This window comes from Streptomyces sp. NPDC002886 (genome assembly GCF_042888445.1).
In the GTDB taxonomy this organism is placed as follows: Bacteria; Actinomycetota; Actinomycetes; order Streptomycetales; family Streptomycetaceae; genus Streptomyces.
The window spans coordinates 94462-119480 of the sequence record NZ_JBIAPV010000015.1; the positions used below are offsets into that span (position 1 = coordinate 94462).

At 71.4% G+C, this 25019-nt stretch carries 18 protein-coding genes; 9 read left to right on the forward strand and 9 right to left on the reverse strand.

Annotation, left to right across the window (positions count from 1 at the left end; all coding sequences use genetic code 11):
• Window positions 1–2: 2 nt before the first annotated feature.
• Window positions 3–1496 (reverse strand): protoporphyrinogen oxidase, encoded by a 1494-nt coding sequence (hemG, locus tag ACFYYB_RS39580; protein WP_389443075.1) that lies wholly within the window; start codon window positions 1494–1496, stop codon window positions 3–5.
• Between the two features lie 174 nt (window positions 1497–1670).
• Here hemG and ACFYYB_RS39585 point away from each other — a divergent pair, with 174 nt between their 5' ends.
• Both ACFYYB_RS39585 and ACFYYB_RS39590 read left to right on the forward strand, forming a co-directional pair.
• On the forward strand, window positions 1671–2690 hold the full coding sequence (locus ACFYYB_RS39585; protein ID WP_389443077.1) for a DUF4349 domain-containing protein: 1020 nt from the start codon (window positions 1671–1673) through the stop codon (window positions 2688–2690).
• A gap of 64 nt (window positions 2691–2754) precedes the next feature.
• Window positions 2755–4143, forward strand: a complete 1389-nt coding sequence (locus tag ACFYYB_RS39590) for an FAD-dependent oxidoreductase (protein ID WP_389443079.1) — start codon at window positions 2755–2757, stop codon at window positions 4141–4143.
• Window positions 4144–4221: 78 nt separating this feature from the next.
• Here ACFYYB_RS39590 and hemE read toward each other — a convergent pair whose 3' ends face one another.
• Window positions 4222–5286 (reverse strand): uroporphyrinogen decarboxylase, encoded by a 1065-nt coding sequence (gene hemE / locus ACFYYB_RS39595; RefSeq protein ID WP_389443081.1) that lies wholly within the window; start codon window positions 5284–5286, stop codon window positions 4222–4224.
• Between the two features lie 91 nt (window positions 5287–5377).
• Here hemE and ACFYYB_RS39600 point away from each other — a divergent pair, with 91 nt between their 5' ends.
• The 6 genes from ACFYYB_RS39600 (at window position 5378) to ACFYYB_RS39625 (ending at window position 12863) form a co-directional block, all read left to right on the forward strand.
• Window positions 5378–6040, forward strand: coding sequence for a DUF3000 domain-containing protein (locus tag ACFYYB_RS39600; protein ID WP_243331447.1), 663 nt, complete (start codon window positions 5378–5380; stop codon window positions 6038–6040).
• Window positions 6041–6362: 322 nt separating this feature from the next.
• Window positions 6363–7025, forward strand: coding sequence for a response regulator transcription factor (locus ACFYYB_RS39605; RefSeq protein WP_214956508.1), 663 nt, complete (start codon window positions 6363–6365; stop codon window positions 7023–7025).
• Window positions 7026–7158: 133 nt separating this feature from the next.
• Entirely contained in the window at window positions 7159–8469 is a 1311-nt protein-coding gene (locus ACFYYB_RS39610; RefSeq protein WP_389443084.1) for an HRDC domain-containing protein, read from the forward strand.
• Window positions 8470–8593: 124 nt separating this feature from the next.
• A complete protein-coding gene (locus ACFYYB_RS39615) occupies window positions 8594–9376 on the forward strand; it encodes a ferritin-like domain-containing protein (protein WP_389443086.1) in 783 nt (260 codons plus the stop codon).
• Between the two features lie 131 nt (window positions 9377–9507).
• Window positions 9508–10734, forward strand: coding sequence for a thiolase family protein (locus tag ACFYYB_RS39620; RefSeq protein ID WP_389443088.1), 1227 nt, complete (start codon window positions 9508–9510; stop codon window positions 10732–10734).
• A complete protein-coding gene (locus ACFYYB_RS39625) occupies window positions 10731–12863 on the forward strand; it encodes a 3-hydroxyacyl-CoA dehydrogenase NAD-binding domain-containing protein (protein ID WP_389443090.1) in 2133 nt (710 codons plus the stop codon). Before ACFYYB_RS39620 ends, ACFYYB_RS39625 begins: the two co-directional genes overlap by 4 nt.
• A 102-nt stretch (window positions 12864–12965) precedes the next feature.
• On the opposite strand, the gene ACFYYB_RS39630 is transcribed toward ACFYYB_RS39625, so the two are convergent.
• From ACFYYB_RS39630 to ACFYYB_RS39655, 6 genes are all read right to left on the reverse strand, one after another.
• Window positions 12966–14234, reverse strand: a complete 1269-nt coding sequence (locus ACFYYB_RS39630) for a phosphodiester glycosidase family protein (RefSeq protein ID WP_389443092.1) — start codon at window positions 14232–14234, stop codon at window positions 12966–12968.
• On the reverse strand, window positions 14227–14955 hold the full coding sequence (locus ACFYYB_RS39635; RefSeq protein ID WP_389443094.1) for a hypothetical protein: 729 nt from the start codon (window positions 14953–14955) through the stop codon (window positions 14227–14229). Before ACFYYB_RS39635 ends, ACFYYB_RS39630 begins: the two co-directional genes overlap by 8 nt.
• Entirely contained in the window at window positions 14952–15731 is a 780-nt protein-coding gene (locus tag ACFYYB_RS39640; RefSeq protein WP_389443096.1) for a rhamnogalacturonan acetylesterase, read from the reverse strand. Before ACFYYB_RS39640 ends, ACFYYB_RS39635 begins: the two co-directional genes overlap by 4 nt.
• A 19-nt stretch (window positions 15732–15750) precedes the next feature.
• The gene (locus tag ACFYYB_RS39645) at window positions 15751–20190 is read right to left on the reverse strand and encodes a glycosyltransferase (RefSeq protein WP_389443098.1); all 4440 of its coding nucleotides are present in this window, start codon (window positions 20188–20190) and stop codon (window positions 15751–15753) included.
• The gene (locus ACFYYB_RS39650) at window positions 20187–21368 is read right to left on the reverse strand and encodes a CDP-alcohol phosphatidyltransferase family protein (RefSeq protein WP_389443100.1); all 1182 of its coding nucleotides are present in this window, start codon (window positions 21366–21368) and stop codon (window positions 20187–20189) included. Before ACFYYB_RS39650 ends, ACFYYB_RS39645 begins: the two co-directional genes overlap by 4 nt.
• A gap of 217 nt (window positions 21369–21585) precedes the next feature.
• Complete coding sequence (locus ACFYYB_RS39655; protein WP_389443102.1) at window positions 21586–23088, reverse strand: hypothetical protein; 1503 nt, start codon at window positions 23086–23088, stop codon at window positions 21586–21588.
• Between the two features lie 261 nt (window positions 23089–23349).
• Here ACFYYB_RS39655 and ACFYYB_RS39660 point away from each other — a divergent pair, with 261 nt between their 5' ends.
• On the forward strand, window positions 23350–24426 hold the full coding sequence (locus tag ACFYYB_RS39660; RefSeq protein ID WP_389443104.1) for an LCP family protein: 1077 nt from the start codon (window positions 23350–23352) through the stop codon (window positions 24424–24426).
• 74 nt (window positions 24427–24500) lie between these two features.
• Here ACFYYB_RS39660 and ACFYYB_RS39665 read toward each other — a convergent pair whose 3' ends face one another.
• Window positions 24501–25016, reverse strand: coding sequence for a GNAT family N-acetyltransferase (locus tag ACFYYB_RS39665; protein WP_389443106.1), 516 nt, complete (start codon window positions 25014–25016; stop codon window positions 24501–24503).
• Window positions 25017–25019 lie beyond the last annotated feature (3 nt).

The following is a 25019-nucleotide window of genomic DNA, read 5'->3' on the forward strand; positions in this document are numbered from 1 at the left end:
GTCTATTGTCCCGTGTGCTGATCAGTGGTCGGTGCCAGGGGTACCCCACCGGCCCCCAACGTGGCGATCACCACGTCCACGGCCTTGCCCGCGCTCGCGATGCAGGCGGGGATGCCGACCCCGTCGTAGAGCGCTCCGCACACCGCGAGGCCCGGCAGGGCCGCGACGGCGGACCGGATCCGGGCCACCTTCCCGAGGTGGCCGACGGGGTACTGGGGCAGGCCGCCGTCCCAGCGGGTGACCGTGGAGGCCACCGGGCGGACGGTGGGCGCGAGGCCCACGGCCTCGCCGAGGTCGGCGCGGGAGACCTCGACCAGTTCCTCGTCGGAACGCTTGAGATCGCCCTCGTCGCCGTGGCGGCCGACGGAGGTGCGCAGCAGGAAGAGGTCGGGATCGGTCCCGGCCCAGGCCCACTTGTTGCTGGAGAAGGTCGAGGCCTTGATCGTCCGGCCGTCCACGGGCGGTACGAGGAACCCGCTCGCGCCGCCGTCGGCGATCCCGCCCGGCAGGTCGGAGCGGCGCAGGGCCATCGTGACCAGGGCCATGGAGGCGTACTCGACCCCGCGCAGTTCGGTGGCGGCGGCGGGCGCGATCCGCTCGAGCAGCCCGGCGGCGGGCCCGGCCTGCACGGCCACGACCACCCCGTCGGCCTCGATGACCTCGGCGCCGCCCGGGGCGTCGGCGACCACGCGCCAGCCGGTGGCGGTACGGGTCAGCTCGCGCGCGGGGCTGTCGAGGAGGATCCGGGCTCCGGCCGCGCGGCAGGCCTCGGCGACGGCGAGCGGGAGCCTGCCGATGCCGCCGTCGATGCCGGAGAAGACGGGACCGGTCTGCCCCGCCCGGGCCGCCCGGGCCTGCAGGTCCCGTACGCCCTCGCCCAGGGAGGCGTGGGTGCGGGCGGCTTCGAAGAGCTGGGGGACGGCGGCCCGCATCGAGATGCGGTAGGAGTTGCCGGCGTAGACCCCGCCGAGCAGCGGTTCCACGAGCCGGTCGACGACCTCGTGGCCCAGCCGCGCGGCGACGTACTCGCCGAGGGCCACGTCGTCGCCGATCTCCTGCGGCTCCAGGGCGTCTTCGGCACCGGCCCGGGCCAGGCCTTCGGCGGAAAGCACTCCGGACGCGGCGAGCGGGCCCAGGTCGCCGGGGACGCCCATGACGTGACCGCCGGGCAGGGGCCGCAGGGCGCCGCGGGTCCAGAGGCGGGCGGTGGCGGTGGCGGGCGGCTGCAGGGCCTCGCCGAGGCCGACCGCGCGGGCCAGTTCGAGTGCTTCGGGGCGGCGGGCGAGTACGGATTCGGCGCCGAGGTCCACGCGCAGGCCCGCCAGTTCGCCCGAGCGCAGCTTGCCGCCGAGGCGCGGGCCGGCCTCCAGGAGGGTGACGCGAAGGCCCTCGGCGAGCAGCCGGTGGGCCGCCGCGAGGCCCGCGATACCGCCGCCGATGACGACGACGTGGGCGGCGGGGGCCGACCGGTCCGTACGCGTGTCCGCTTCGTGCATGGACACATCGTCTCAGACCGCTCACCGGGCGGTCGCCGAGGCCTGACCGTGACCGCTTCGGCATCAGCTCGGGACCGGGCGTACGAAACCCGGGAGGGGACGCCGGACGTCAGAACGGCGACAGCGGCGCGGCGGCCTGTTCGCGCATCCGGCGATTCCTCGGGGGCACACACGATGCACACCCAGCACAGACGGTTCGGACGGCGCCCGGCGACGGCTCTGGCCGCGCTCTCGTTGGCAGGGGCGCTCGCGCTCACCGGCTGCTCGGCGGCGGGCGACGACAAGTCCATGGCCAAGGCGGACGCGGCCCCCCAGCAGGAGGCGGCGGTCGGGAACGGTGCGGCGCCGGCTCCGGCGGCTTCGGGCGCACCGGCGCCGTCCGCGGACAAGAACCAGCCGCAGGCTCCCGCCGTCCGCACGCAGATCATCCGCACGGCGACGCTCGGCGTGGAGACGGCCGACGTCCAGAAGGCGACGGCCGGTGCCCGGACGGCGGCGGAGAACGCGGGCGGATACGTGGGCAACGAGGGCACCACGCGCGCGCCCGACGGGTCGATGACCTCGACGGTGACCCTGCGGGTGCCGGGCGAGCGCTTCGACGCGGTGCTCGCCTCGATGGAGGGCGCCGGGAAGCTGCTGGAGCGCAAGGTCGAGGCGCAGGACGTGACGCAGAAGGTCGCGGACGTCGACAGCCGGGTCAAGTCCCAGCAGGCGAGCGTGGTGCGGGTGCGCGAGATGATGGAGAAGGCCTCGGGGCTGAGCGAGGTGGTGACGCTGGAGTCCGAGCTCAGCAAGCGCCAGGCCGATCTGGAGTCGCTGCTCGCCCAGCAGACGGCGCTCAAGGACCAGACCTCGCTCGGCACGATCACCCTGACGTTCTCGGAACCGGGGAAGCAGCCCGTCAAGGAGAAGGAGAAGCCGGATCCGGGCTTCTCCGACGCCCTGGCCGGCGGCTGGAAGGTCTTCGCCGCGGCGGTCCTGTACCTGCTGATGGCGCTCGCCGCGGCTTCCCCGTTCCTGCTCAGCGGCGCGTTCTTGCTGCTCGCCTTCCGGCTGTACCGCAAGTGGCGGCCGGCGAAGGTGAAGCCCGGCGCCGCGCGGCGCCTTCCCGCACAGGGCGGACCGGCGTGGCCGGGGCACACGGCCGCCACCCCGGCCCAGCCGGACGCGACGCCGCCCCCGGTCCGGGACTGATCACCCGTGCGCCCGTAGCGTGGTCCCCGCAGACTTCGGCGGTGGGGAAGGACGGTACGGGCACATGGGGAACGGCACGGAACGACTGGTGGTGGTCGGCGGTGACGCGGCGGGGATGTCCGCCGCGTCACAGGCCCGGCGGCTCAAGGGCCCGGCGGAGCTGGAGATCACCGCCTTCGAGCGCGGGCACTTCACCTCGTACTCCGCCTGCGGGATCCCGTACTGGATCGGCGGCCTGGTCGACGGTCCGGACGAGCTGATCGCCCGGACGCCCGAGGAGCACCGCGCGCGGGACATCGACCTGCGGACCCGGACGGAGGTCGTGGAGCTGGACCTCGCGGGGCAGCGGGTGCGCGCCCGGGATCTGGAGTCGGGCGCCGAGTACTGGACGGGGTACGACAAGCTCGTCCTCGCGACCGGCGCCCGCCCGGTCCGCCCCCGGCTGCCCGGCATCGGCGCGCACGGGGTGCACGGGGTGCAGACGCTGGACGACGGGCAGCGGCTGATGGCGGACCTGGAACGGACGGCGGGCCGCCGGGCGGTGGTCGTGGGCGCCGGGTACATCGGTGTGGAGATGGCGGAGGCCCTGCTCGGGCGGGGCTTCGAGGTGACCGTGCTGCACCGGGGCGAGCAGCCGATGTCCACGCTGGACCCGGACATGGGCGGCCTCGTGCACAGCGCGATGAACGCCATGGGCATCCGTACGGTCGCCCGCGCCGAGGTGACGGAGATCCTCACCGACGCGGAGGGCCGGGCCCGTGCGGTGGTCACGGCGGCCGGGGAGGAGCACCCGGCGGACGTGGTCGTCCTCGGCATCGGCGTCGAGCCGCGCACGGCGCTGGCCCGCGCGGCGGGGCTGCCGCTGGGCGAGTCGGGCGGGCTGCTGACCGACCTCTCGATGCGGGTCCGCGGCCACGAGAACATCTGGTCGGGCGGCGACTGCGTGGAGGTCCTGGACCTGGTGGCGGGCCGGATGCGGCACATCGCGCTGGGCACGCACGCGAACAAGCACGGCCAGGTCATCGGCTCGGGCGTGGGCGGCGGCTACGCGACCTTCCCGGGCGTGGTCGGCACGGCCGTGAGCAAGGTGTGCGACCTGGAGATCGCCCGTACGGGGCTGCGCGAGCGCGACGCCCTGGCCGTCGGGCTCCGCTTCGTCACGGCGACGATCAGCTCGACCAACACGGCGGGCTACTACCCGGACGCGACGGAGATGACGGTGAAGATGCTGGCGGAACGCCGCACGGGCCGTCTCCTGGGCGTCCAGATCGTCGGCGGCCCGGGCTCCGCGAAGCGGGTGGACATCGCCGCGGTGGCCTTGACGGCCGGTATGACGGTGGACCAGATGGTCTCCCTGGACCTGGGCTACGCCCCGCCGTTCTCCCCGGTCTGGGACCCGGTCCTGGTCGCCGCCCGCAAGGCGGTCTCCGCGGTGCGGGCGGCGGGGGTCTAGCCGGCGGCGTCGGATCTGCGAAACGTCGGCCCGTGCCATGTCCTGCGGGGCACGGGCCGACGTCGGCGCAGCCTCGGGTCAGACCGCCGTCTGCGTGTGGACGTAGTCCACCAGGCGGGTCAGGGCGTCCGGGTTCGTCGTCGGGAGGACGCCGTGGCCCAGGTTGAAGATGTGGCCCTCCAGGCCCGCCGCCGCGTCCAGGACCTCGCGGGCCTTGGTCTCGATCGCCTCGGGGGTGGAGAAGAGGACCGCCGGGTCCAGGTTGCCCTGGAGCGCCTTGCCGGGGCCGACGCGGTGGACGGCGTCGCTCAGGGAGACGCGGTAGTCGACGCCCATGACGTCCGCACCGGCCTCGCCCATGAGGCCGAGCAGCTCGCCCGTGCCCACGCCGAAGTGGATCCGCGGGACCCCGTACGAGGCGACGGACTCCAGGACCTTCGCGGAGGCGGGCATTACCGAGCGGCGGTAGTCCGCCGGGGCGAGCGCGCCGACCCAGGAGTCGAAGAGCTGGACCGCCGAGGCGCCGGCCTCGATCTGGACCTTCAGGAAGGCGGAGGTGATCTCGGCGAGGCGGTCGAGCAGGTCGGCCCAGAGCTCGGGGTCCCCGTACATGAGGGCCTTGGTGTGCTCGTGGTTCTTCGAGGGGCCGCCCTCGACGAGGTAGCTCGCGAGGGTGAAAGGCGCGCCGGCGAAGCCGATCAACGGCGTGGAGCCCAGTTCACCCGTGAGCATGCCGATCGCCTCGGTGACGTACGAGACGTCCTCCGGGGTGAGGTCGCGCAGCTGTGCGAGGTCCTCGCGGCGGCGGATCGGCTGGGCGACGACCGGGCCGACGCCAGGCTTGATGTCCAGGTCGATGCCGATGGCCTTCAGCGGGACCACGATGTCGGAGAAGAAGATGGCCGCGTCCACGTTGTGGCGGCGGACGGGCTGCATCGTGATCTCGGTGACCAGGTCGGGCCGCATGCAGGATTCCAGCATCTGCGTGCCCTCGCGCACCTTGCGGTACTCGGGGAGCGAGCGCCCCGCCTGTCGCATGAACCACACGGGGGTGTGCGGCACCGGCTCGCGCCGGCACGCCTTCAGGAAGGCGGAATCGTACGTCTGGCTCGGCGTGCCCGTGGGGCGGGTGTTGGCGCTCACGACTCAAATCTTCGCACGTATGAAGAAGTGCCCGGCCCGGCACGGGTGTGGCTGCGCCGTACGGGGGCTCGTTCCGCCTAGTCTTCCCCGCATGGCTGCGGCTCAGGGACGATTTTCAGATGGCGCTGACGGTACGGACAGCGCGAAGGACAGCTCCGTCCCACTCCCGTTCCGGCGGGCGGTCGACGGCTTGAAGAAGGCGAGGCTGCGGCAGGGGATCGAGATCGACCCCACCAAACCGCCACAGAGACTGGCGCCCCACGCGTACGCCCTGGAGGCGGCGGTCGTGGACGGCGACGAGGACCTGGCCGACGGCCGGCTCATCCTCCTGCACGACCCGGCCGGGCACGACGCCTGGCAGGGCACCTTCCGGCTGGTGACGCTCGTACGGGCGGAACTGGAGCCGGAGATGGCCGTGGACCCGCTCCTCCCGGAGGTGTGCTGGTCCTGGCTGACGGGGGCGCTGGACGCGCGCGGGCTCACGTACGGGGAGGCGAGCGGGACCGTGACCATGGCCGCCTCGCACTACTTCGGCGGGCTCGGAGAGCGGCGGCCGGCGACCCAGATCGAGATCAGGGCCTCGTGGACGCCGCGCGAGGGAGTGGGCGGCGTGCCCGACACCGCCGCACACCTGTCGGCCTGGTGCGAACTGCTGTGCCAGATCGCGGGGCTGCCGCCGGTCGGCCCGACCGAGACGGTGACCGGCGTGGTCTCGCTGCCCCAGCGGCGCGGCCCGCATCACCCTCAGGGGTAGTTCCGGGGTGGTTCCGGAGTGGCTCCCGGGTCGTTCCTCGAGGCCGGGGCCCTGCCGGACCCGCGCCGGACGCCCGCCGGACCCGCGCCGGCCCGCACCCCGATGCCGGGCCGGATGTCGTTACGGGGCGTCCGTTGCGGGCTTCTGATCACCCTATGATCGATCGTGCGTCCGAATTGCCCGAATTGTTACTCACCAAATCGTGATCATTCCCTAAAGCCGGGCGGGTGACGTGCCGAAGGAGTCATAGACCATCCGCACGGTTCGCACCGGCTTCCTTCCCCGAGCCGGCCGTCCCGCCACTCCCCCCCAGGAGGCCTAGGTGTCCGTTCTTCTCGAGCAGCCCGCAAGCCTGGTCGCCTACCGCCCGAACAAGCCGACGGCCATGGTCGTCGTGGCCGACCCGCGCGTGCGTTCCACCGTGACCCGCCATTTGTGGGCCCTCGGAGTACGCGACGTGATCGAGGCTTCGTCCATCGCGGAGGCCCGTCCACGCATCGGCAGCCCGCGCGACATCTGCGTGGCCGACGTACACCTGCCCGACGGCTCCGGTCTCACCCTGCTGTCCGAGACCCGGGCCGCCGGTTGGCCGAACGGCCTGGCCCTGTCCGCCGCCGACGACATCGGCGCCGTGCGCAACGCCCTCGCGGGCGGAGTGAAGGGTTACGTCGTCACCGGCACCCGGACCAACATCGGGCTCCCGTCCCGGCCCGGCGCCGCCCCCATCGGCGCCGCCGCCGCCCGCATGCACCGCCGCCCCCCGGGTGCCCCGAGCCACCCGGGCGGCTACCGAGAGCTCTCCGGCCGCGAGGTCGAGGTCCTGCGCCTCGTCGCGGAGGGCCAGTCCAACAAGGCCATCGGCGTTTCGATGGGCCTTTCCGCCCTGACCGTCAAGTCCCACCTCGCACGGATCGCCCGCAAGCTGGGCACCGGCGACCGGGCCGGGATGGTCGCCGTCGCCCTGCGGACCGGGATCATCCACTGACCCGGCCGATATCCGCCGGAGGACCCCGGGAGAATTCCCGGCGAACCCGCGGAAACGTCCGCACTTCCCCCTCGCGCCCGTCGCCGGAACGTTCCGGCGACGGGCGCGTTGCATCCACGGATACCCTTGACCGGTGACAGACGCCCAAGAAACCGCAGCAGGCCTGCGCACCACCACCGGGGGCGGCCCCCCGGACGACGAGGTTTCGTCCGACGGGCTGCCGATTCCCTTGCTAGAACCCCGTGAGGGCATCCCTCCGGTGGTGGCCGACGCGGCCGCGCTCGCCGAGGTGGTCGCGGCCTTCGCCGCGGGCACCGGCCCCGTCGCCGTGGACGCCGAGCGCGCCTCCGGCTACCGCTACGGCCAGCGCGCCTACCTCGTACAGCTGCGCCGCGAAGGCGCGGGTTCCGCACTGATCGACCCGGTGGGCTGCCCCGACCTCTCCTCCCTCGGCGAGGCCCTGGCCGGTACCGAGTGGATCCTGCACGCAGCCACCCAGGACCTGCCCTGCCTGCGCGAAATAGGCATGGCACCCACCTCCCTCTTCGACACCGAGCTGGCCGGCCGCCTCGCCGGCTTCCCGCGGGTCGGACTCGGCGCGATGGTCGAAGGGGTCCTCGGCTACTCGCTGGAGAAGGGCCACTCCGCCGTCGACTGGTCGACGCGTCCGCTCCCCGAGCCGTGGCTGCGCTACGCCGCGCTCGACGTGGAGCTGCTCGTGGACCTGAGGGACGCGCTGGAGAAGGAGCTGGACCGGCAGGGCAAGCTGGAATGGGCCCACCAGGAGTTCGACGCCATCTGCGCCGCTCCGCCCGCGCCGCCGCGCAAGGACCCGTGGCGCCGCACCTCGGGCATGCACAAGGTGCGCCGGCGCCGGCAGATGGCCGTGGTCCGGGAGCTGTGGGAGTCCCGGGACCGGATCGCGCAGCGACGTGACGTGTCGCCGGGCAAGGTGCTGGGTGACGCCGCGATCGTCGAGGCCGCGCTCTCCATGCCGCTCAACGTGCAGGCCCTCTCCGCCCTGCCCGGCTACGGGCAGCGCATGGGCCGGCGCCAGCTGGACCAGTGGATGGCGGCCGTGGACCGGGCGAAGGCCCTGCCCGAGGCCGAACTGCCGCAGCCGGGGGCGACCCCGGCGGGTCCGCCGCCGCCGCGTTCCTGGGCGGACAAGGACCCGGAGGCCGCGGCGCGGCTGGCGGCGGCCCGGACGGCCGTGTCGGCGCTCGCGGAGGGGCTGAACCTGCCGCAGGAGAACCTGATCACCCCCGACACGGTCCGCCGGCTGTGCTGGGAGCCGCCGCTGCGGCTGGAGGCCGACGCGGTGGCCGAGGCCCTGGCGGGCTACGGAGCCCGCCCGTGGCAGATCGAGCAGGTGACGGACGCCCTGGTCACGGCCCTGGCCGCGACCGCGCCCGTGGCGCCCGAGCCCGAGCCCGAAGACTGACGCACCCGCGCCCGTGACGTGTGGCGGAGCCCCCCGGTCCTGGGACCGGGGGGCTCCGCCATGTCCCGGTTCCGCTACAGCCGACCCCCGGCTCCTTTTGAACACGCTCAAAGAGCATTAGTTTTTGAACGTGATCAAACATGGGTGGGGACACGACACGTGGCTGGCCGACTTCGAGGCCGAACGGGAGCGGCGGGCCGAGCGCGGCGATCCGGACTGGCACCGGACCGCCGCGCTGCCACCGGAGCTGGTGCGGAGCCTGCAGCGGTTCCAGGTCGGAGAGGACGGGGACGGCTCCGCACTGATCGGCAAGGCCGACCGGGCGGGCGACCCGGTGTACGCGCGGGCCGTACGGCTCTTCGTGGCCGAGGAGCAGAACCACGCGCGGATGCTGGCGCTGCTGCTGGAGGCCGGGGGCGCGGGGACGCTGGCCGGGCACTGGAGCGACACCGCGTTCGTCCGGCTGCGGCGGCTGCTGGGCCTGCGGGTGGAGCTGCTCGTCCTGATGGTGGCGGAGGTGGTGGCGCTGCGGTACTACCGGGCCGTGCGCGACGGGGCCGCCGATCCGCTGGCCCGCGAGGTGGCGGGCCTCATCCTGGCCGACGAGGAACGCCACGTCCCCTTCCACTGCCTGCGGCTGCGCGAGGCCCTGGCACCCCTCCCCGCGCCCGCCCGCCGGGCCGCCCTGCTCGGATGGCGGGCCCTGCTCGCCGCCGCGGCCGCGGTGGTCGCGGTCGACCACGGCCCGGCGCTGCGCACCCTCGGCGTCCGGCGGCGCGCCTTCACCGCGGACACCGTCCGCTCCTCGGCGCCCCTGGCCGCCGCCATCGCGGCCGCCACCACCGCGGCCTCCGACGCCGCCGCGCGCTCCTTCGCACCGCGCGTGCGGCGGGGCGGCGGAGTGTGACCTTCGCCGCTCCTCCCAGGGGGGCTGTGCATGCCGGTTACCGGCAAGTAGCATGATGAGGTGAGCGGGCGCTCAGTGATTGGGCGCGCCCCCGCGCAGCAGTGCACACCCGCACCTGGAGGAGAGCCAACGTGCCTCGTACCGTCAGGGACGTCGTCTTCGTCGACGGCGTCCGCACCCCGTTCGGCAAGGCGGGCCCGAAGGGCATCTACAACGAGACCCGCGCCGACGATCTCGTCGTCAAGGCGATCCGGGAGCTGCTGCGCCGCAACCCGGACCTGGACCCCGCGAAGATCGACGAGGTCGCCATCGCCGCGACCACGCAGATCGGCGACCAGGGCCTGACGCTGGGCCGCACGGCCGGCATTCTCGCGGGCCTCCCGCAGTCCGTCCCGGGCTACTCCATCGACCGCATGTGCGCCGGCGCGATGACCGCCGTGACCGCCGTCGCGGGCGGCGTGGCCTTCGGTGCGTACGACGTCGCCCTCGCCGGCGGTGTCGAGCACATGGGCCGCCACCCCATGGGCGAGGGCGTGGACCCGAACCCGCGCTTCGTCTCCGAGAAGCTGGTCGACGAGTCCGCCCTGTTCATGGGCATGACCGCCGAGAACCTGCACGACCGGTACCCGACGATCACCAAGCTCCGCGTCGACGAGTACGCCGTGCGCTCGCAGGAGAAGGCCGCCAAGGCGTACGCCGACGGCAAGATCCAGCCGGACCTGGTGCCGATCTCGGTGCGCAACAACAACGAGGCGGCCGGTGAGACGGGCTGGGGCCTGGTCACCGCCGACGAGCCGATGCGTCCGGGGACCACCCTGGAGAACTTGGCGGGCCTCAAGACCCCGTTCCGGGTCCACGGCAACGTCACCGCGGGCAACGCCGCCGGTCTCAACGACGGTGCCACGGCCGCGATCATCGCGTCCGAGGACTTCGCCCGCGAGAACAACCTCCCGGTCAAGATGCGCCTGGTCTCGTACTCCTTCGTGGGTGTCGAGCCGGAGGTCATGGGCTACGGCCCGATCCCGGCCACCGACAAGGCCCTCGCGCAGGCCGGTCTGACGATCGACGACATCGGCCTCTTCGAGGTCAACGAGGCCTTCGCGGTCCAGGTCCTGGCGTTCCTGGAGCACTACGGCATCGCCGACGACGACGCCCGCGTCAACCAGTACGGCGGGGCCATCGCCTTCGGTCACCCGCTCGCCTCCTCCGGCGTCCGTCTGATGACCCAGCTGGCCCGCCAGTTCGAGGAGCAGCCGGAGGTCCGCTACGGCCTGACCACCATGTGCGTCGGCTTCGGCATGGGCGCCACGGTCGTCTGGGAGAACCCGAACTTCACCGCCGAGGGAGACAGCAAGTGAGCACCACCACCACTGAGCTCCTGAAGGGCGCGGCCGAGCTGTTCCCGGACGAGGTCGTCACGCGCGCGCTCGTACGCCACCTGGACCTGCCCTTCGGCGCCGGGCGCTTCGCGCTCGTCACGCTGGACAACGGCCTGGACCACACCAAGCCGACCACCTTCGGCCCGCAGTCCCTCGCCAACCTGAACGCGGCGATCGACCAGGTCGAGCAGGAGGCCCTCGCGGGCTCCATCGTCGGTGCGGGCATCACCGGCAAGCCGTTCATCTTCGCGGTCGGCGCCGACCTCAAGGGCGTCGAGCTCCTGAAGAAGCACGACGAGGCGCTCGCCATCGGCAAGGGCGGCCACGACGTCTTCAAGCGCCTCGCGGCGCTGGCCGTCCCCACCTTCGCGTACTACAACGGCGCGGCGATGGGCGGCGGTGTCGAGGTCGGTCTGCACTGCACCTACCGCACCGTCTCCAAGGCCATCCCGGCCTTCTCGCTGCCCGAGGTCTTCCTCGGCCTGGTTCCCGGCTGGGGCGGCTGCGCCCTGCTGCCGAACCTGATCGGCGCGGACCGCGCGGTCTCGGTCATCATCGAGAACTCGCTGAACCAGAACCGCCAGCTCAAGGGCAAGCAGGTCTTCGAACTCGGCATCGCGGACGCGCTGTTCGAGGGCGCGGACTTCCTGGAGCAGTCGCTCCTGTGGACCGCGAACGTGCTGAACGGCACGACCGAGGTCGTCCGCGACGAGATCGACCGCGGCGAGGCCTGGGACGCGGCGGTCGCCCGCGGCCGCTTCATCGCCGACTCCAAGGTGCACGGCGCGGCCCCGGCCGCCTACCGCGCGCTGGAGATCATCGAGGCTGCCAAGGACGGCGACCTGCAGAAGGGCTTCGACGCCGAGGACGCGGCCCTGGCCGACCTCATCATGGGCGGCGAACTGCGCTCCGGCATCTACGCCTTCAACCTGGTCCAGAAGCGCGCCAAGCGCCCGGCCGGTGCCCCGGACAAGAACCTGGCCCGCGCGGTCACCAAGGTCGGCGTCGTCGGCGCGGGCCTGATGGCCTCGCAGCTGGCGCTGCTGTTCCTGCGCCGCCTGGAGGTGCCGGTGGTCCTCACCGACATCGACCAGGAGCGCGTGGACAAGGGTGTGGGCTACGTCCACGCCGAGATCCAGAAGCTGCTCGGCAAGGGCCGCATCAACCAGGACAAGGCCAACCGCCTGACCGCCCTGGTGACCGGCGTGCTGGACAAGGCCGAGGGCTTCGCGGACGCGGACTTCATCATCGAGGCCGTGTTCGAGGAGATGTCCGTCAAGCAGAAGGTGTTCGCGGAGGTCGAGGCGGTCGCCCCGGCGCACGCGATCCTCGCCACCAACACCTCCTCGCTGTCGGTCTCGGAGATGGCCTCCAAGCTCCAGCACCCGGAGCGCGTGGTCGGCTTCCACTTCTTCAACCCGGTCGCGATCCTCCCGCTGCTGGAGATCGTCCGCGGGGAGCAGACCGACGACGCCTCGCTGGCCACGGCCTTCGGTGTCGCGCGCAAGCTGAAGAAGACCGCGGTCCTCACCAAGGACGCCCCGGCGTTCGTCGTGAACCGCATCCTGACCCGCTTCATGGGCGAGATCCAGAACGTCATCGACGAGGGCACCCCGGTGGTCACCGCCGAGAAGGCCATCGAGCCGCTCGGCCTGCCGATGTCCCCGCTGGTGCTCCTGGAGCTCGTGGGCCCGGCGATCGGTCTGCACGTCTCCGAGACCCTGAACCGCGCCTTCCCGGAGCGCTTCACCGTCTCGCCGAACCTGGCGGCCGTGGTGAAGGCCGGCAAGCGCGGCTTCTACAAGTACGACTCCGGTAAGCCGGAGCTGGACCCCGAGGTCGCCGCCCTCCTGGTACAGGGCGATGTCGTCCTGACCGAGGAGCAGGTCCGTGACCGCGTCCTGGACGCGGTGGCGCAGGAGATCGGCCTGATGCTGGAGGAGGGTGTCGTGGCCGAGGCCCAGGACATCGACCTCTGCCTCATCACGGGCGCGGGCTGGCCCTTCCACCTGGGCGGCGTGACCCCGTACCTGGACCGCGAGGGCGTCTCCGAGCGGGTGAACGGCAAGAAGTTCCTGGCCCCGGGCCTGGCGAGCGTTCCGGTCTGATCCGGACCTCACGTACGACGAAGGCCGGTGCCCGCCGCCCCGCGAGGGGTGGTGGGCACCGGCCTTCGTCGTACGGCCGTGGTGACGCGCGGCCCGCGGGGCTCAGCGCGGGAAGAGGGCCAGTGCGTTGGCCACGGGCCGTTCGATGACCTTCCCCGGGGTCTCCCGCGGGTTGTTGCGCAGTTCCCCGAGCACGACCATGCTCGTGGACCCGCCGCCGTCGAGGCCGATCGCGTCCTGGGCGCCGAGCGAGGCCATGAGTTCGGCGGCCTCGGCGAGCGTGGCTCCGGCGTCCACACCGGGGTTGCGGCCGTCGATCGTGACCAGGAGCAGCGCGCCGTCCTCGGTGATTCCGGCCAGTGTGCGCGGAGCCTTCCTGGGGGTGGAGGCGGCGGCGCCGAGTGCGGACTCGCCCTCCTTCAGCAGCCGGTAGCGGCCGCCCACCGCCGTCTCGACCTGGCCGCCCACGGGCAGGCCGACCATGTCGTTCATCTGCACGGAGCGCTTGAGCCGGTCGCCCCTGCGGGCGTGGGACTGCAGCCAGTCCACCGATTCGCCCGTGGCGTAGAGCGTGCTGCCCTTCGCGGGTACGCGCCCGCCGGCGGGCTTGCGGAGGTCCACGACCCGCCCGTCGGCGTCGAGGACCGCTTCCATGCTGCCCGCGGGACCGGGGGGCGTACGGTCGCCCCATTCCTCGGTGAAGGCGACGAGCTCGTCCATGTCCGTGCACAGACCGCCGTACGGCTCCTCCATCGGCTCTTCCGTGACGGCCAGGCGGTCGCCGCCCACGCCGCCGCAGCCCAGGACCCGGCCCGCGACCCGGTTGATGCCGTCCAGTTCCCCGCGTGCGCCGTCGTCCGAGATCACCTGGCCTTCGGTGGTGACCTCGTCGATGCGGGCGTCGAGCCTGCCGTCCCGGGTGGAGAGCAGCAGGGCCGTCCGGCCGTTCGTCGCCTCGCTGAGCAGCCGGCCGCCCTCGGTGTAGAGGCCGAGCGGGTCCCCGTCGTAGCCGCCGTAGTTCTTGCCGGTGCTGATGTCGAAGTAGGAGGCGTTGACGGCGGCCACCGCTCCGGCGGCCTCGGCCATCTCCCGTACCGTCTCGGCGTGGGCGAGGGACGTGCCGTGCACGGCCCCGACCCGGACCTCCGCGTCGGGGCGGATCGCCAGCATCTGGACGTGGGACACCGCGCGGCCGTCGAGTTTGCGGGTGAACTCCTTGTAGGTGACCCCTCTGGGCAGTGCTCCGTCCGGGACCGGCGCCCGGGAGGAGAACCCGGGCTCCGGGAAGCCGTCCGATCCGCTGGAACATCCCGCCAGTGTCACGGCCATGACCGTGGCCAGGGCGGCTGCCAGGCGCGCGCGCCTAGCCACGGAAGGCACTCAGTGCCCCCGGTGACATGCCCAGGTCGCCTATCCGGATGGTGACGTGCGAACGCACGGAGTGGCCGGCCTCGTCCTCGTAGGTGCAGGTGAAGAAGTCGTAGCCCTGGTAGGCGGCGGGGGCCTGGTAGACCACCGTGCCGTCCGGGGCGCAGTGCAGCATGCCCTGCCGGGGGATGCCCACGCCGGTACGGCGCAGACCGTGCTCGGCGTCCGGGGGCAGCGTGACCTGGGCGCCGGGCGGCAGGTGCAGGGCCCGGCCGGGCACGCTGTGGCGGCGGACCCAGAACCCCTGGTCCTCGATGCCGGAGCTGGGGATCAGCTTGTCGCCCTCGGCGGGCATCAGGCCGACCACCACGCGCGGGAGCGTGATCGCGCCGTCGGGGGCGTCCGGCTTCACCTTCACGGTGCAGGTGTGGGTGACGGCCTCGGTGCCGGAGGCGAAGCCCATGTAGCGGCCGTTCTTCAGCAGCCGCAGGCCGTTCAGACCGCCCATGACCACCCAGTCGCCCAGGGTGTCGCCGAGGACGTAGCCGTAGGTGCGGTACGCGCCGCCGCTGGGCGTGAGGGTCATGGCCAGGGTGAACTCCTGGCCGGGGACCAGCGGCCGGCCCGGGTCGGCCGAGGCCGCCAGGTCGAGCACGCCGCTGAAGGCGCCCTGGGTGATCCAGGCGCGGACCACGGGGAACCAGGTCGTCGCTTCGCTGCTCATGCCGCCGCTCCCACCATCGCCGCGCCGACCCGCTCCTTGGTAAGCCGGTCGAATTCGACGTCGTCCAGGAACTGCACGGCCTGGTTGGCGTCGAACTGGTTCTCCAGGTTGCGGAAGAACGGGGCGGGCAGCAGCTCGCGCGAGCGCAGCTCGCCGGCGACGAACCGCGCGCACTCCACGGCGCCGACCGGCCGCATGTGCGAGTTGTCCCCCACCCCGTCGGGGTAGTTGGGGTGCTCGCCTGGTTCGAGGTAGAGGAAGACCTGCTTGCAGCCCTGCGGGCCGAGCTGGCGCCACCAGGCGACGCTCCACTCGTTGAGGTCGATCAGCGGCACGGACATCTGCGCCGCCACCTCGCGCTTGGCTGCCGGGTAGAGCTTCAGCGGGCGGCGGAAGTTGCCGAACCGGTCGAAGACCGCGCGCTCGTGGCTGGGGACGAGCACGGGGTGGGCGCCGCGCAGCCGGGTCTCGATGACGTAGCGGCGCAGGTTGCCCTGGTAGTCGTCGAAGGGCTCGGTGTGCAGTCCGGCGCCGGGCTTCATGTCGTTGGGACCGAAGGAGATCAGGTGCAGGTCGCCGGGACGGATGTTCTCCATGATCCAGCCGAGCCTGCCGCGCTCCATGAAGCTCTTGGTGCTGGCCCCGGCCCGGGCACAGTTGATCACGTCCGCGCCCTGCATGAAGATCGGCATCGCCTGTCCCCAGCCGGTCATGGGCGCCATGCTGCCCTGGCGGCTGCACACGCTCGATCCGCCGGACAGGAAGATTGCCGTCATGGTGCGTCCTTCATGTGTCTCAGAACTCCCCGAAGCCTCGTGCCCCGAGGTGCAGCTGCGCCCGCTGGTCGCCGACGATGTTGGCGTCCATGGATTCGATGACCTGGAAGGCCCGTTCGCAGTTGGAGGTGTCGCGCAGGACGAAGAACTCCTCGGCGCGCCGCCGGTACTGCGGTTCCACCTCGAACTGCCGCTCGATGGTGGCGATGATCTCCTGGACGGCGTGGTCGACCGTCCGGCAGGCCGGTCCGAAGCCGTCCCGCGCCAGATCGAAGTAACCCCGCTTGTAGTGCTTGCTGTAGAAGGACTCGTCGTCGAAGTTCGTGTAGACGATGGGCTTGCCCATGTACGCCACGTCGAAGAACACCGATGAGTAGTCCGTGACCAGCATCGAGCACTCGCGCATCGCGAGCTGCACGTCGCGGCCCGTCGTGGACACCGTGACCGACGGATGGTCGATCTTGAAGTGGTTCAGGTAGGGGCGGATCTCGTAGTGCGGCATGAACTCCAGTTCCACGCCGTAGTACTGGATCGCGCTCAGCAGCCGTTCGTTGCGCAGCAGTGCGGAGAAGAACCGGTAGTACTCGGACGCGGCGAAGGGGATCTCGGGCTTGGCCGCCTTGTTGTACGAGGGCGCCACGATGTCGCGGCGCCAGGTCGGCATGACCAGGATCCGCCGCGGTCCGTTCACCGGCTCCAGGGCGTCGAAGCGGGGCAGGCCGGTCGCGGCGACGCGCGGGTAGCCGTAGCCGCAGTGCTCGGCGTAGTACGAGCGCTCGCTGCGCCCCGTGGTGAGCACCATGTCGACGTTGGTGGCCTGGCCGTGGATGGAGGCCACGACGTCGTTGTAGACGACCCCGTGCTGGAGGAACACCCGCTTGTAGCGCAGCAGGTCACCGTAGCCGCGCAGGAACGCCCGCTTGAGGAGGCCCGGGAAGCCCAGGTAGGCCTCCAGGTCGTAGGCGTTGATCAGCCGTTCCGCGTGGAGCAGGTAGGCACGGTGCTTCCATGACAGCCGGTCGATGACCTGCCCGTACCGGGCGACCTTGTCCCAGTCGGGGGAGTCGCCGTTGATCGAGTAGTAGACCTTGGTCTTGGGCCGGTTCTGCCGGATCCACTTGAACAGGTGGTAGCTGTTGTCCTGGGCCGTGTCCTCGCGCTCGCCGATGATCCAGATGCCCCGGTTGTGCAGGTAGGGGTACGTGAACCAGTACATGAGGCGGGTGCGCCAGCCGGGCCGGCCCGGCAGCGAGTTGCGCAGCTCCCACTTGAACCGGCGCAGCTTGTCCTTGCACCGGGCCCCGAAGCCGCGTACCCAGCGGACGGTGACCTGCTCCTCGTCGTCGATGGACACGACGAAGCGCTTCTTGCCCTGGGTGTGCACGCCCTTGAAGCGGTGGAGCATCTGGCGGGCCGCGAGCAGGACGTCGTGGTGGCGGTCCTGGTCGACGACCCGGATCACCATGGACAGCTCGGTGTTGGCCAGCGCGTCGAGGGTGCCCGGACGGGCCGTGGCGCGCCAGCCCGAGAACCAGTCCTGGTTCTTGCGGGTGCGCCAGCGGTCGCGGCGGTAGTTCTGCTCCACGGGGAGCGCCACCTCGCGCTGCCCGTCGGAGAGCACGAGCTGGATCCGGTTGGTGTACCGGGCGTTGATGTCCACGCCCGAGAGGACCAGGAGCCCCTCGAAGTGGATCTCGCCGCCGGTCCAGTCGAAGGTCTCCAGGACGGCGCTGGCCCGCGGGACGCGCAGCAGCGTGGTGCGCACCGGGTCGGACACCAGTCTGCGGTAGACGCCCTCTTCGTCGAGGAAGAGCGTGGGCAGGTACTCCGGTGCGCCCAGCGGGTCCGCGAAGAGGTCGAGGTTGCCCGTGACGATCGCGTGGTGCTGGACCTTGGACTGCGGGTGGACGGCGTACTGCAGGATCACGTCGTCGGGTATCTGGCTGTAGACCGATCCCAGCAGGGGCAGTACCGAGGCGAGCTCGGGCCTGCTCATGATGCGGTGCATGTTGCGCACGTAGGGCTGGAGGGTACGCACGACGAAGCGCTGGGCCAGGACGAGGGTCCGCGGCGGGGCTCCCTGCACCGAGGCCAGGACGTGCGCGGCCAGCCGGACCCGGTCCACCGTTTTGACGGGGTCGTTCCAGGGCGAGTCGAAGAGCGAGTTCTGGTTCTGCTCGTCACGCTCGAAGAAGCGGGCGTCCGGGGCGATGGCCATGCCCCGCGCGTAGAGCACGGCCGGGACGGTGAACCAGTCGTCCTCCATTCCCGGGCCCGGGCCGCCGCGGAAGCCGTGCTCCCGGATGTAGGAGGTCTTGAAGAGCTTCCCGCCGAGCTGGGTGGAGAAGACGAGGTACGGGGCGTCGGCCAGCCGGCGGACGTTGTCCTTGGCCGTGAAGTACCGCTGCCACGGCTCGTCCTCGCTGCGCCAGGGGCCGGGGAAGTTGTCGGCCTGGCCGGCGATGACATCGGCGGTCTTGACCTTGCGGGCGGCCGCGAGCAGCCGGCCGATGGAGTCCTCGCCCAGGATGTCCCGGGCGCGCGCGAACATCACGTAGGGCGCGGCGGCGTACTGCAGCCCGTGGTCGAAGGCGGCGCTGGCGCCGAGGCTGTGCTGGGTGACGACGTGCGCGTTGGGGTAGTAGGCGGCGAAGGCCGCGAGCTGGCGGCCGGTGCTGTCGTTCGATCCGTCGTCCACGAACACGGTCTGGGTGCGGGCGAAGCTGCGCTGGGCCACGAGCGAGGAGAGGAACTCGCGCAGGTGGTACTCGTCGTTGTGGCAGTGGACGACCAGGGTGGCGCCGTAGCTCTCGGGCAGTTCCACGGGGCCGGTCGGGGCGACTTCCTGCCACCAGCGCCACGGGGTGCCCCGGTCCGAGGTCTTGACCCGCTGTTCCCCGGTCTCCGGGCGCAGGCCCAGGTTGCCGCTGACGGTCTCGTAGACCTCGAAGACGCCCGCGTCGCAGGTGTGCCGCATGCCGGCGACGTCCACACCGCTGATGTTCAGCGCGGTGGAGACGCGCTCTCCGGCGTGCCGGAGCTGGACGAAGAAGTTCCAGTTGCCCACCCGGTCGGTCTTGTCCAGGGTGGCCTTGAGGTCGATGGTGGTGTGGTACCGGATCCAGTCCTTGTCGATCTCCACACCGGAGACGGGGAAGTGGTGGTCGGCCTTGGTGCTGCGGCGGCGCAGCACGGCGATGAGCTCGGCCTTGTCGTCGGCGGCGAACCGGCCGAACTGGTTGCGGATCGCGCCGGAGATGTGCAGCTCGCCGTCGACCATCTCGATCGACTCGGCCTTGTTGTACATGCGGGAGTCGGCGAGCTTGTGGCCGGTCAGCTCCAGCTCGGTGACTTCGAGGAAGCTTTCCGCATCCGGGTAGCCGAGCAGCGACCGGGACCAGAACACCCGGCCGTCGCGCTCCACGATGTCCGAGCTGATGACGCTGCGGCGCTTCATGTAGTCGGAGGCCGACACCGCGATGTCGACCCGTCCGTGCATGAGGCCGAAGGCGCGGATCCGCTCCATGGGGCCGCACAGTTCGAAGGTGCCCGCATCGAGGCTGTGCAGGTACGGGCCGACGGCCGCGAGGAACCCGCTGTGGAAGGCGTGGTCGCCGGTGCGCAGCTCGGGCGTGTACAGCCGCAGGTCGTGCGAGAGGAACTTGGCGCCCTTGCGGGCCAGCAGGTCCGGGCGGCCGACGCTGCGCAGGAAGCTGTCGGTGTACTGGTGCACCAGTACGCGGTCGCCGATGCTGCGCAGCTCGTGGCGGCGGTTGGTGATCGACGGCTGATCGGACTCCCGCTCCCACATCCACCGGTAGACCGGGGTGGCCAGGATGGTGAAGGAGCGCGCGTGGAAGTTCGCGACCGTGGAGAAGTAGGTGTCCTCGAAGAAGACGCCCTCGGGAAAGCGGATCCCGTAGTTGTCGAGGAAGTCCCGGCGGTACAGCTTTCCGGCGGCGATCGGGTCGTCGATCAGTTCGGGCATGCCGCCCAGGCCCGCGACCGTCTGGTCGGCCGGGTACAGCTGGGGCTGCCAGACGGTGAGTTCGTCCGTGGCGTGGTTGATGCGCACGACGCGGCCGGCGGTGATCTCCGAACCCGTGGCGAGCGCCGAGGACAGGAGCGTCTCGGCCGCCTTGAGCGGGAGCTCGTCGTCCGCGTCGAGGAACATCACGAACTGGCCGGAGGCCGCCTCGATGCCGTTGTTGCGCGGTGCGCCGCAACCACCGCTGTTCTGCGGCCGCTCGATGACCCGGACGCGGCCGTCCTGGGCCGCGAACTGGTGGGCGAGGGCGAGGGTGCCGTCGGTGGAACGGTCGTCGACGACGAGTACCTCGACCCCGCGGTGCGTCTGTCCCAGGGCTGACTGGAGGGCCCGGGCGAGCGTGGCACTCGCGTTGAAGGCCGGTATGACGATGGTGACGCCGTAGTGCGATATGTCGACCGGGAAGCTCATCGAGAGTAGTGCTCCGGTTCGACGTAACCGGGCCGCAGGGCCTGGGCCGGAATCTTGGAGAGCTGCATGGTGTCCGTCACCGCGCCGGTGTACTCGTCCGGGTAGGGCATGGGGTACGGCACGAAGCCGGGGTCCTCGTACGGCTCGGGGGCGGGGAAGCGCTGGGCGGCTTCCTCCACCTCGCGCAGGTCGTCCTCGCCGCGCCGGCGATGGCGTCCGGCGTGCAGGTGCTCGGCTATGGAGCCGGCGCGCGTCGGGATGTTGCCGGGGTCGAGGCGTTCCATCGTGCGCGTGAAGTCCCGGGTGGAGAGCCAGAACTTGAACATGATGACGAGCTCGAAGCCGCCCATCAGCACGGCCGACACCGCGGTGGTCCACAGGATGTGGCCGATGACGGGACCGACGATGAAGATGAACATCTGGAACTCGATGCCGCTGATGAGGTGCGGCCGGATGCGGCTCTGCACCAGCGCGTGGCGCACCCGCGCGTACCAGGGGAACTTCTCGCGGAACTGCTCGTGCAGGTCGATGACCTCGGCCTGTTCGGCGTCCGTGCTCTGGCGCTTGAGCTCGTCGGCCTGGCCCAGGGGGTTCTCGCGCAGCAGGTCCTCGATGAAGACGACCTTGCGCTCCTCCTCCTCGACTCCCTGTTCCGCCTGGCGGGCGAGGGTGACGGCGGCGATCTTGGTGCGCATGGACATGCGCATCTTGTAGATCTGGAGGGCGTCGACGTAGCGGAGCATGTCGAGGAAGATCACGACGAGGGCCGCGAGCAGGTACACCTCCTCGTCGTGCTGGACGAACTGCCCGCCCATCAGGGTCAGCGCGCAGATCAGGACGCGGATTCGGTCGAAGACGTAGTCGAGCCAGCCGCCGAAGATGGTCCCGTTGCCCTTGAGGCGTGCGAGCTTGCCGTCGATGCAGTCGAGGATGAAACTGAGGTGGTACAGGGCGGCGCCGATGCACAGCGAGACCCAGTCGCCCTGGAAGAAGAAGTACGCCGAGCCCAAGCCCACGAAGAGCGCGCCCCACGTCACCCGGTTCGGGGTGACGAAGTTCCATCGCGCCAGCACGCATACGAGACGGGTCGCTATCGGGTCTACCAAAAGTACCGTCCACCAAGCGTCCCGCTTCTTGCAGGTGAGCTTCTGGACAGCCTTCAGTGACAGCTTGGACATAACCCCTCAGTCATCGACACCGGCACGGGATGTGACAGGCAGAACCTTCATCCTGTGATCACGTGTGACGGCAAGTGGCGGTCAGCGACCCCAACCAGTCACTTATGGTTCAGGTAAAGGGCTTTCTTCAGACTTTAGCAAGACGTGGCAGAAGCCAGCTAGGCCAAAAGTCGACGGCCGCCCCCCTTAAACCCGCGCAGGTCCGGACCAAGCGGCCTTACTGGACACGCCAGGGAGTGAACTCCAGGCCATCGGATCCCAGTTGCTGCCGGGCGACACGCAGACGTCCGTCCATTCCCACCGTGACGATCACCACACGGCCCTGGCCGTCGAAGGCGGCGGCGGGCGGGACGATCGAGCGCTCCCCCGACGGCGACCACCACACCCCCGTGTCCGGCCGCCCGTCCGGGTGCGCGCCGATCGCCGGCACTCCCCCGAGGCCGCCGCGCACGAGCACCGTGCAGCCCCAGCCCTGGATGTCGGCGCCCACGACCCCGGAGACCGGTCCTTCCCCGTCGGGTCCGCCGAGGCCTATCGGCGCATGGGCACCCGGCCACCAGACGCAGACCTCGTTCGTCGCCGCGTAGCGGAAGCGCACCGTCCCGGATTCCGGGGCTGCCGACAGGCTGCCGGCGCGCGGGCTCACCGGGATGCGGCGGTTCTCCTGCCACCCCGTCGCCGTGCTGCCGTGGTACCAGTGCACGGCGGCATCCCCGTCGCGGGTCCGGGCCACGAGGTGCACGCCGCCGTCGGGCGACGCGAAGACCGCCAACTCGTCGGCGACCTTTCGCCCGCGCAGGGCCTCCCAGCTGGTCAGCACCCCCTTCGGGGACTGTTTGAGCACGCTGATGCCCCGCCCGAAGTTGCGGACGAAGACGTGCATGAAGCCGTCGGCGGCGAAGGCTGCCACCGGGAACCCGATGGAGCGGGCCACCTGCCACGACGTGTGGGGGTTGCCGAGCTTGACCCACGGCCCCAGCGGCCGGCCCGTCTGGTACTGGGCGGCGTACACCACCTCGATGTCGGCGCCGCCCTCCTTGCGGTCGGTGCGGCTCAGACCGATCAGGTACGCGTAGCCGTCGGGCCCCTGGACCACGGTGAGCCCCGGCATGAGGTCGGGGCCTTCGAGCAGCTCCGGTCCGCTCCACCCCTCGGCCTCGGTGCGGCCCTCGGTCCACCGGACGACGCCGGCGGCCGTGGGAAGGTACGCGGACAGCCGGCCGTCCTTGCCGCTGACCAGCCACCGGGACGGCAGCGGATAGCGGGTGCCGGCCTCCGCGGGAAGCGCGGGGTCGGTTCCGGCCGCGCGGCATTCCACGAAGACGGGCACGCCGACGGCCTTCTGGTACCGGCGGGCCGCCCTCAGGGCGCTGCGAGCGACCTGGCCGCGCGCCGGAGGCTCGGTGACGACGGGGAGCTTGCGCTCCTTGTCGTAGCCGACGTGCGTGGGGTCCGGGTCGAGGGTCCGCACGCGCACGGGCCCGGTCTCGTGGAAGACGTCGAGGATCTGCCCGGTGAGGCCCCCCGCTCCGGCGTCGAGGACGTAGGGGTCTCCCGAGAACCGGCAGCCGCGCCGGCGCGCCTCGGCCGTGGCCGCTTCCAGGGCGCGGTACTCGGAGTCGCTGCCGCCGTCGAGGCAGACGACCTCGATCGCCGAGCCGTCCGGCTCCGAGGCGATCAGGGGAACGGCGTCACCGGGCGCGGCCACGACGATCGCCACCGGAGCGGAACGGGCGGCTCCCGCACGAGGGCCCGCCGGGACCTGCTCGGGGGACGTGGCGCCGCCTCTCGCCCGACGTCCGGTCGCTCGGACCATTGGCTCTGCTCCCCATTCCACTCGCGGCTGCGCTTATCCACTCCATACCGACCCCGAAGACGATAAGCGCTCTCCCGTTCGAGTTGAAAATCTGCCTATAGTGCAGCGGCATCCGGCCCACCGCGCCGTCAGTCAGCCGACCGAGGCCCCGAGGATTCGAGCAGTATGACCCAACAGACCGCCACGCCCAGTCATCGCAGCACCGGGCGACGAGGGGCGCGTCCCCCCAGGTCGCGCGGCCGCCGCGCGCTGAAGATCGTCCTGGTGGTGGTCGTCCTGCTCCTGCTCGGCGCCGCCGGCACCGGCTGGTGGGCGTACAACCACCTCAACAAGAACATCGACAGTGTCGACCTGAACCAGACGATCGGTGCCGACAACCGGCCCGCGAAGGTCCCGGACAGCGGGCAGAACATCCTGGTGCTCGGCTCCGACTCGCGCGCCGGCGCCAACGGCGAGCTCGACCACGGCGATGTCAGCGGCTCCCGCTCGGACACCAACATGCTGGTGCACATACCCGAGGGCCGTAAGAAGGCCACCGCGATCAGCATCCCCCGCGACACCCTCGTGACGCGACCCGAGTGCAAGGACAAGAACGGCAAGTCGATCGCCGGCGCGAATCGCGTCATGATCAACAGCGTCATCGGGACCGGTGGCCCGGCCTGTGTCGTCAAGACCGTCGAGACGATGTCCGGCATCCGCGTCGACCACCTGGTGAAGGTGGAGTTCGCCGGCTTCAAGGAGCTCGTGGACGCGCTCGGCGGCGTGGACGTCACCCTCGACAAGCCCATCAAGGGCGGCCTGAACCTCGACGCCGGCACGCACCGTCTGAACGGCACGGACTCGCTCAAGTTCGTTCGCACCCGCCACGGTTACGGCGACGGCAGCGACCTCGGACGCATCGACCTGCAGCAGAAGTTCATGATCGCGATGCTGTCCGAGATCAAGAAGCAGGACGTCCTCAGCAGCCCGGCCCGGCTCTACAAGCTCGCCGACGCCGGCACCAAGGCGCTGACCACGGACTCCGAACTCGACTCCCTCAAGGGCCTGTCGGACTTCGCCCAGAGCATGAAGGGCGTGGACCCGGAGACCATGGAGACGATCATGCTCCCGGTCAACTACGACAAGATCGACAAGAACCGCGTCGTCGCCGTGGAGCCGCAGTCCGGCCAGCTGTGGGAGGCCCTGCGCAACGACCAGCCGATCCCGGCCTCGGCGAAGAAGTCCCCCGCCACCGGCGGCTGACCGACACCGCTCGCGCGGGCGAGCCCCGGCCCCCGACGGGGGCCGGGGCTCGCCCGCGTGGGGACCGGTCCCCCTCACGAACCGTCGCCGCCCAGAGCCACGCGCCAGTTGCCGCTCGCGTGCCACTGCCCCGGCGGGTACTCGAACCGCACCTCCCCGAGGAGCGTGAACCCCGCCGCGCGGCACACCGCGTTGGAGGCCGGGTGGCCGACGGACGGGAAGGCGTGCAGGTGGCGACGGGTGCCGTGGACGCCCGCGTGGGCAACGAGGGCCCGGGCCGCGCGGGCCGCGAGCCCCCGGCCCTGGAACTCGGGCAGGATGCCCCAGCCGGTCTCGTAGACCTCCTCGCCCTCCCAGAGGCGCTCCCAGAAGCCGACGCTGCCCACGCTCTCCCCGTCGGCCACGACCCGGAACATCCGCCCGGCCCCCGGCTCCCGGGCGCTCAGCGCCAGGTAGCGCCGGTGGCGGTCCTGGAGCTTGGCCTCGGTCTCCGGACCGCCCAGGTGCCCCGTCATGGCCGGCTCGTTCTTGCGCGACAAGAGCCAGAAGTCGCCTTCCGACCAGGGTTCCAGTCCTACGGTGATCTCCATGCC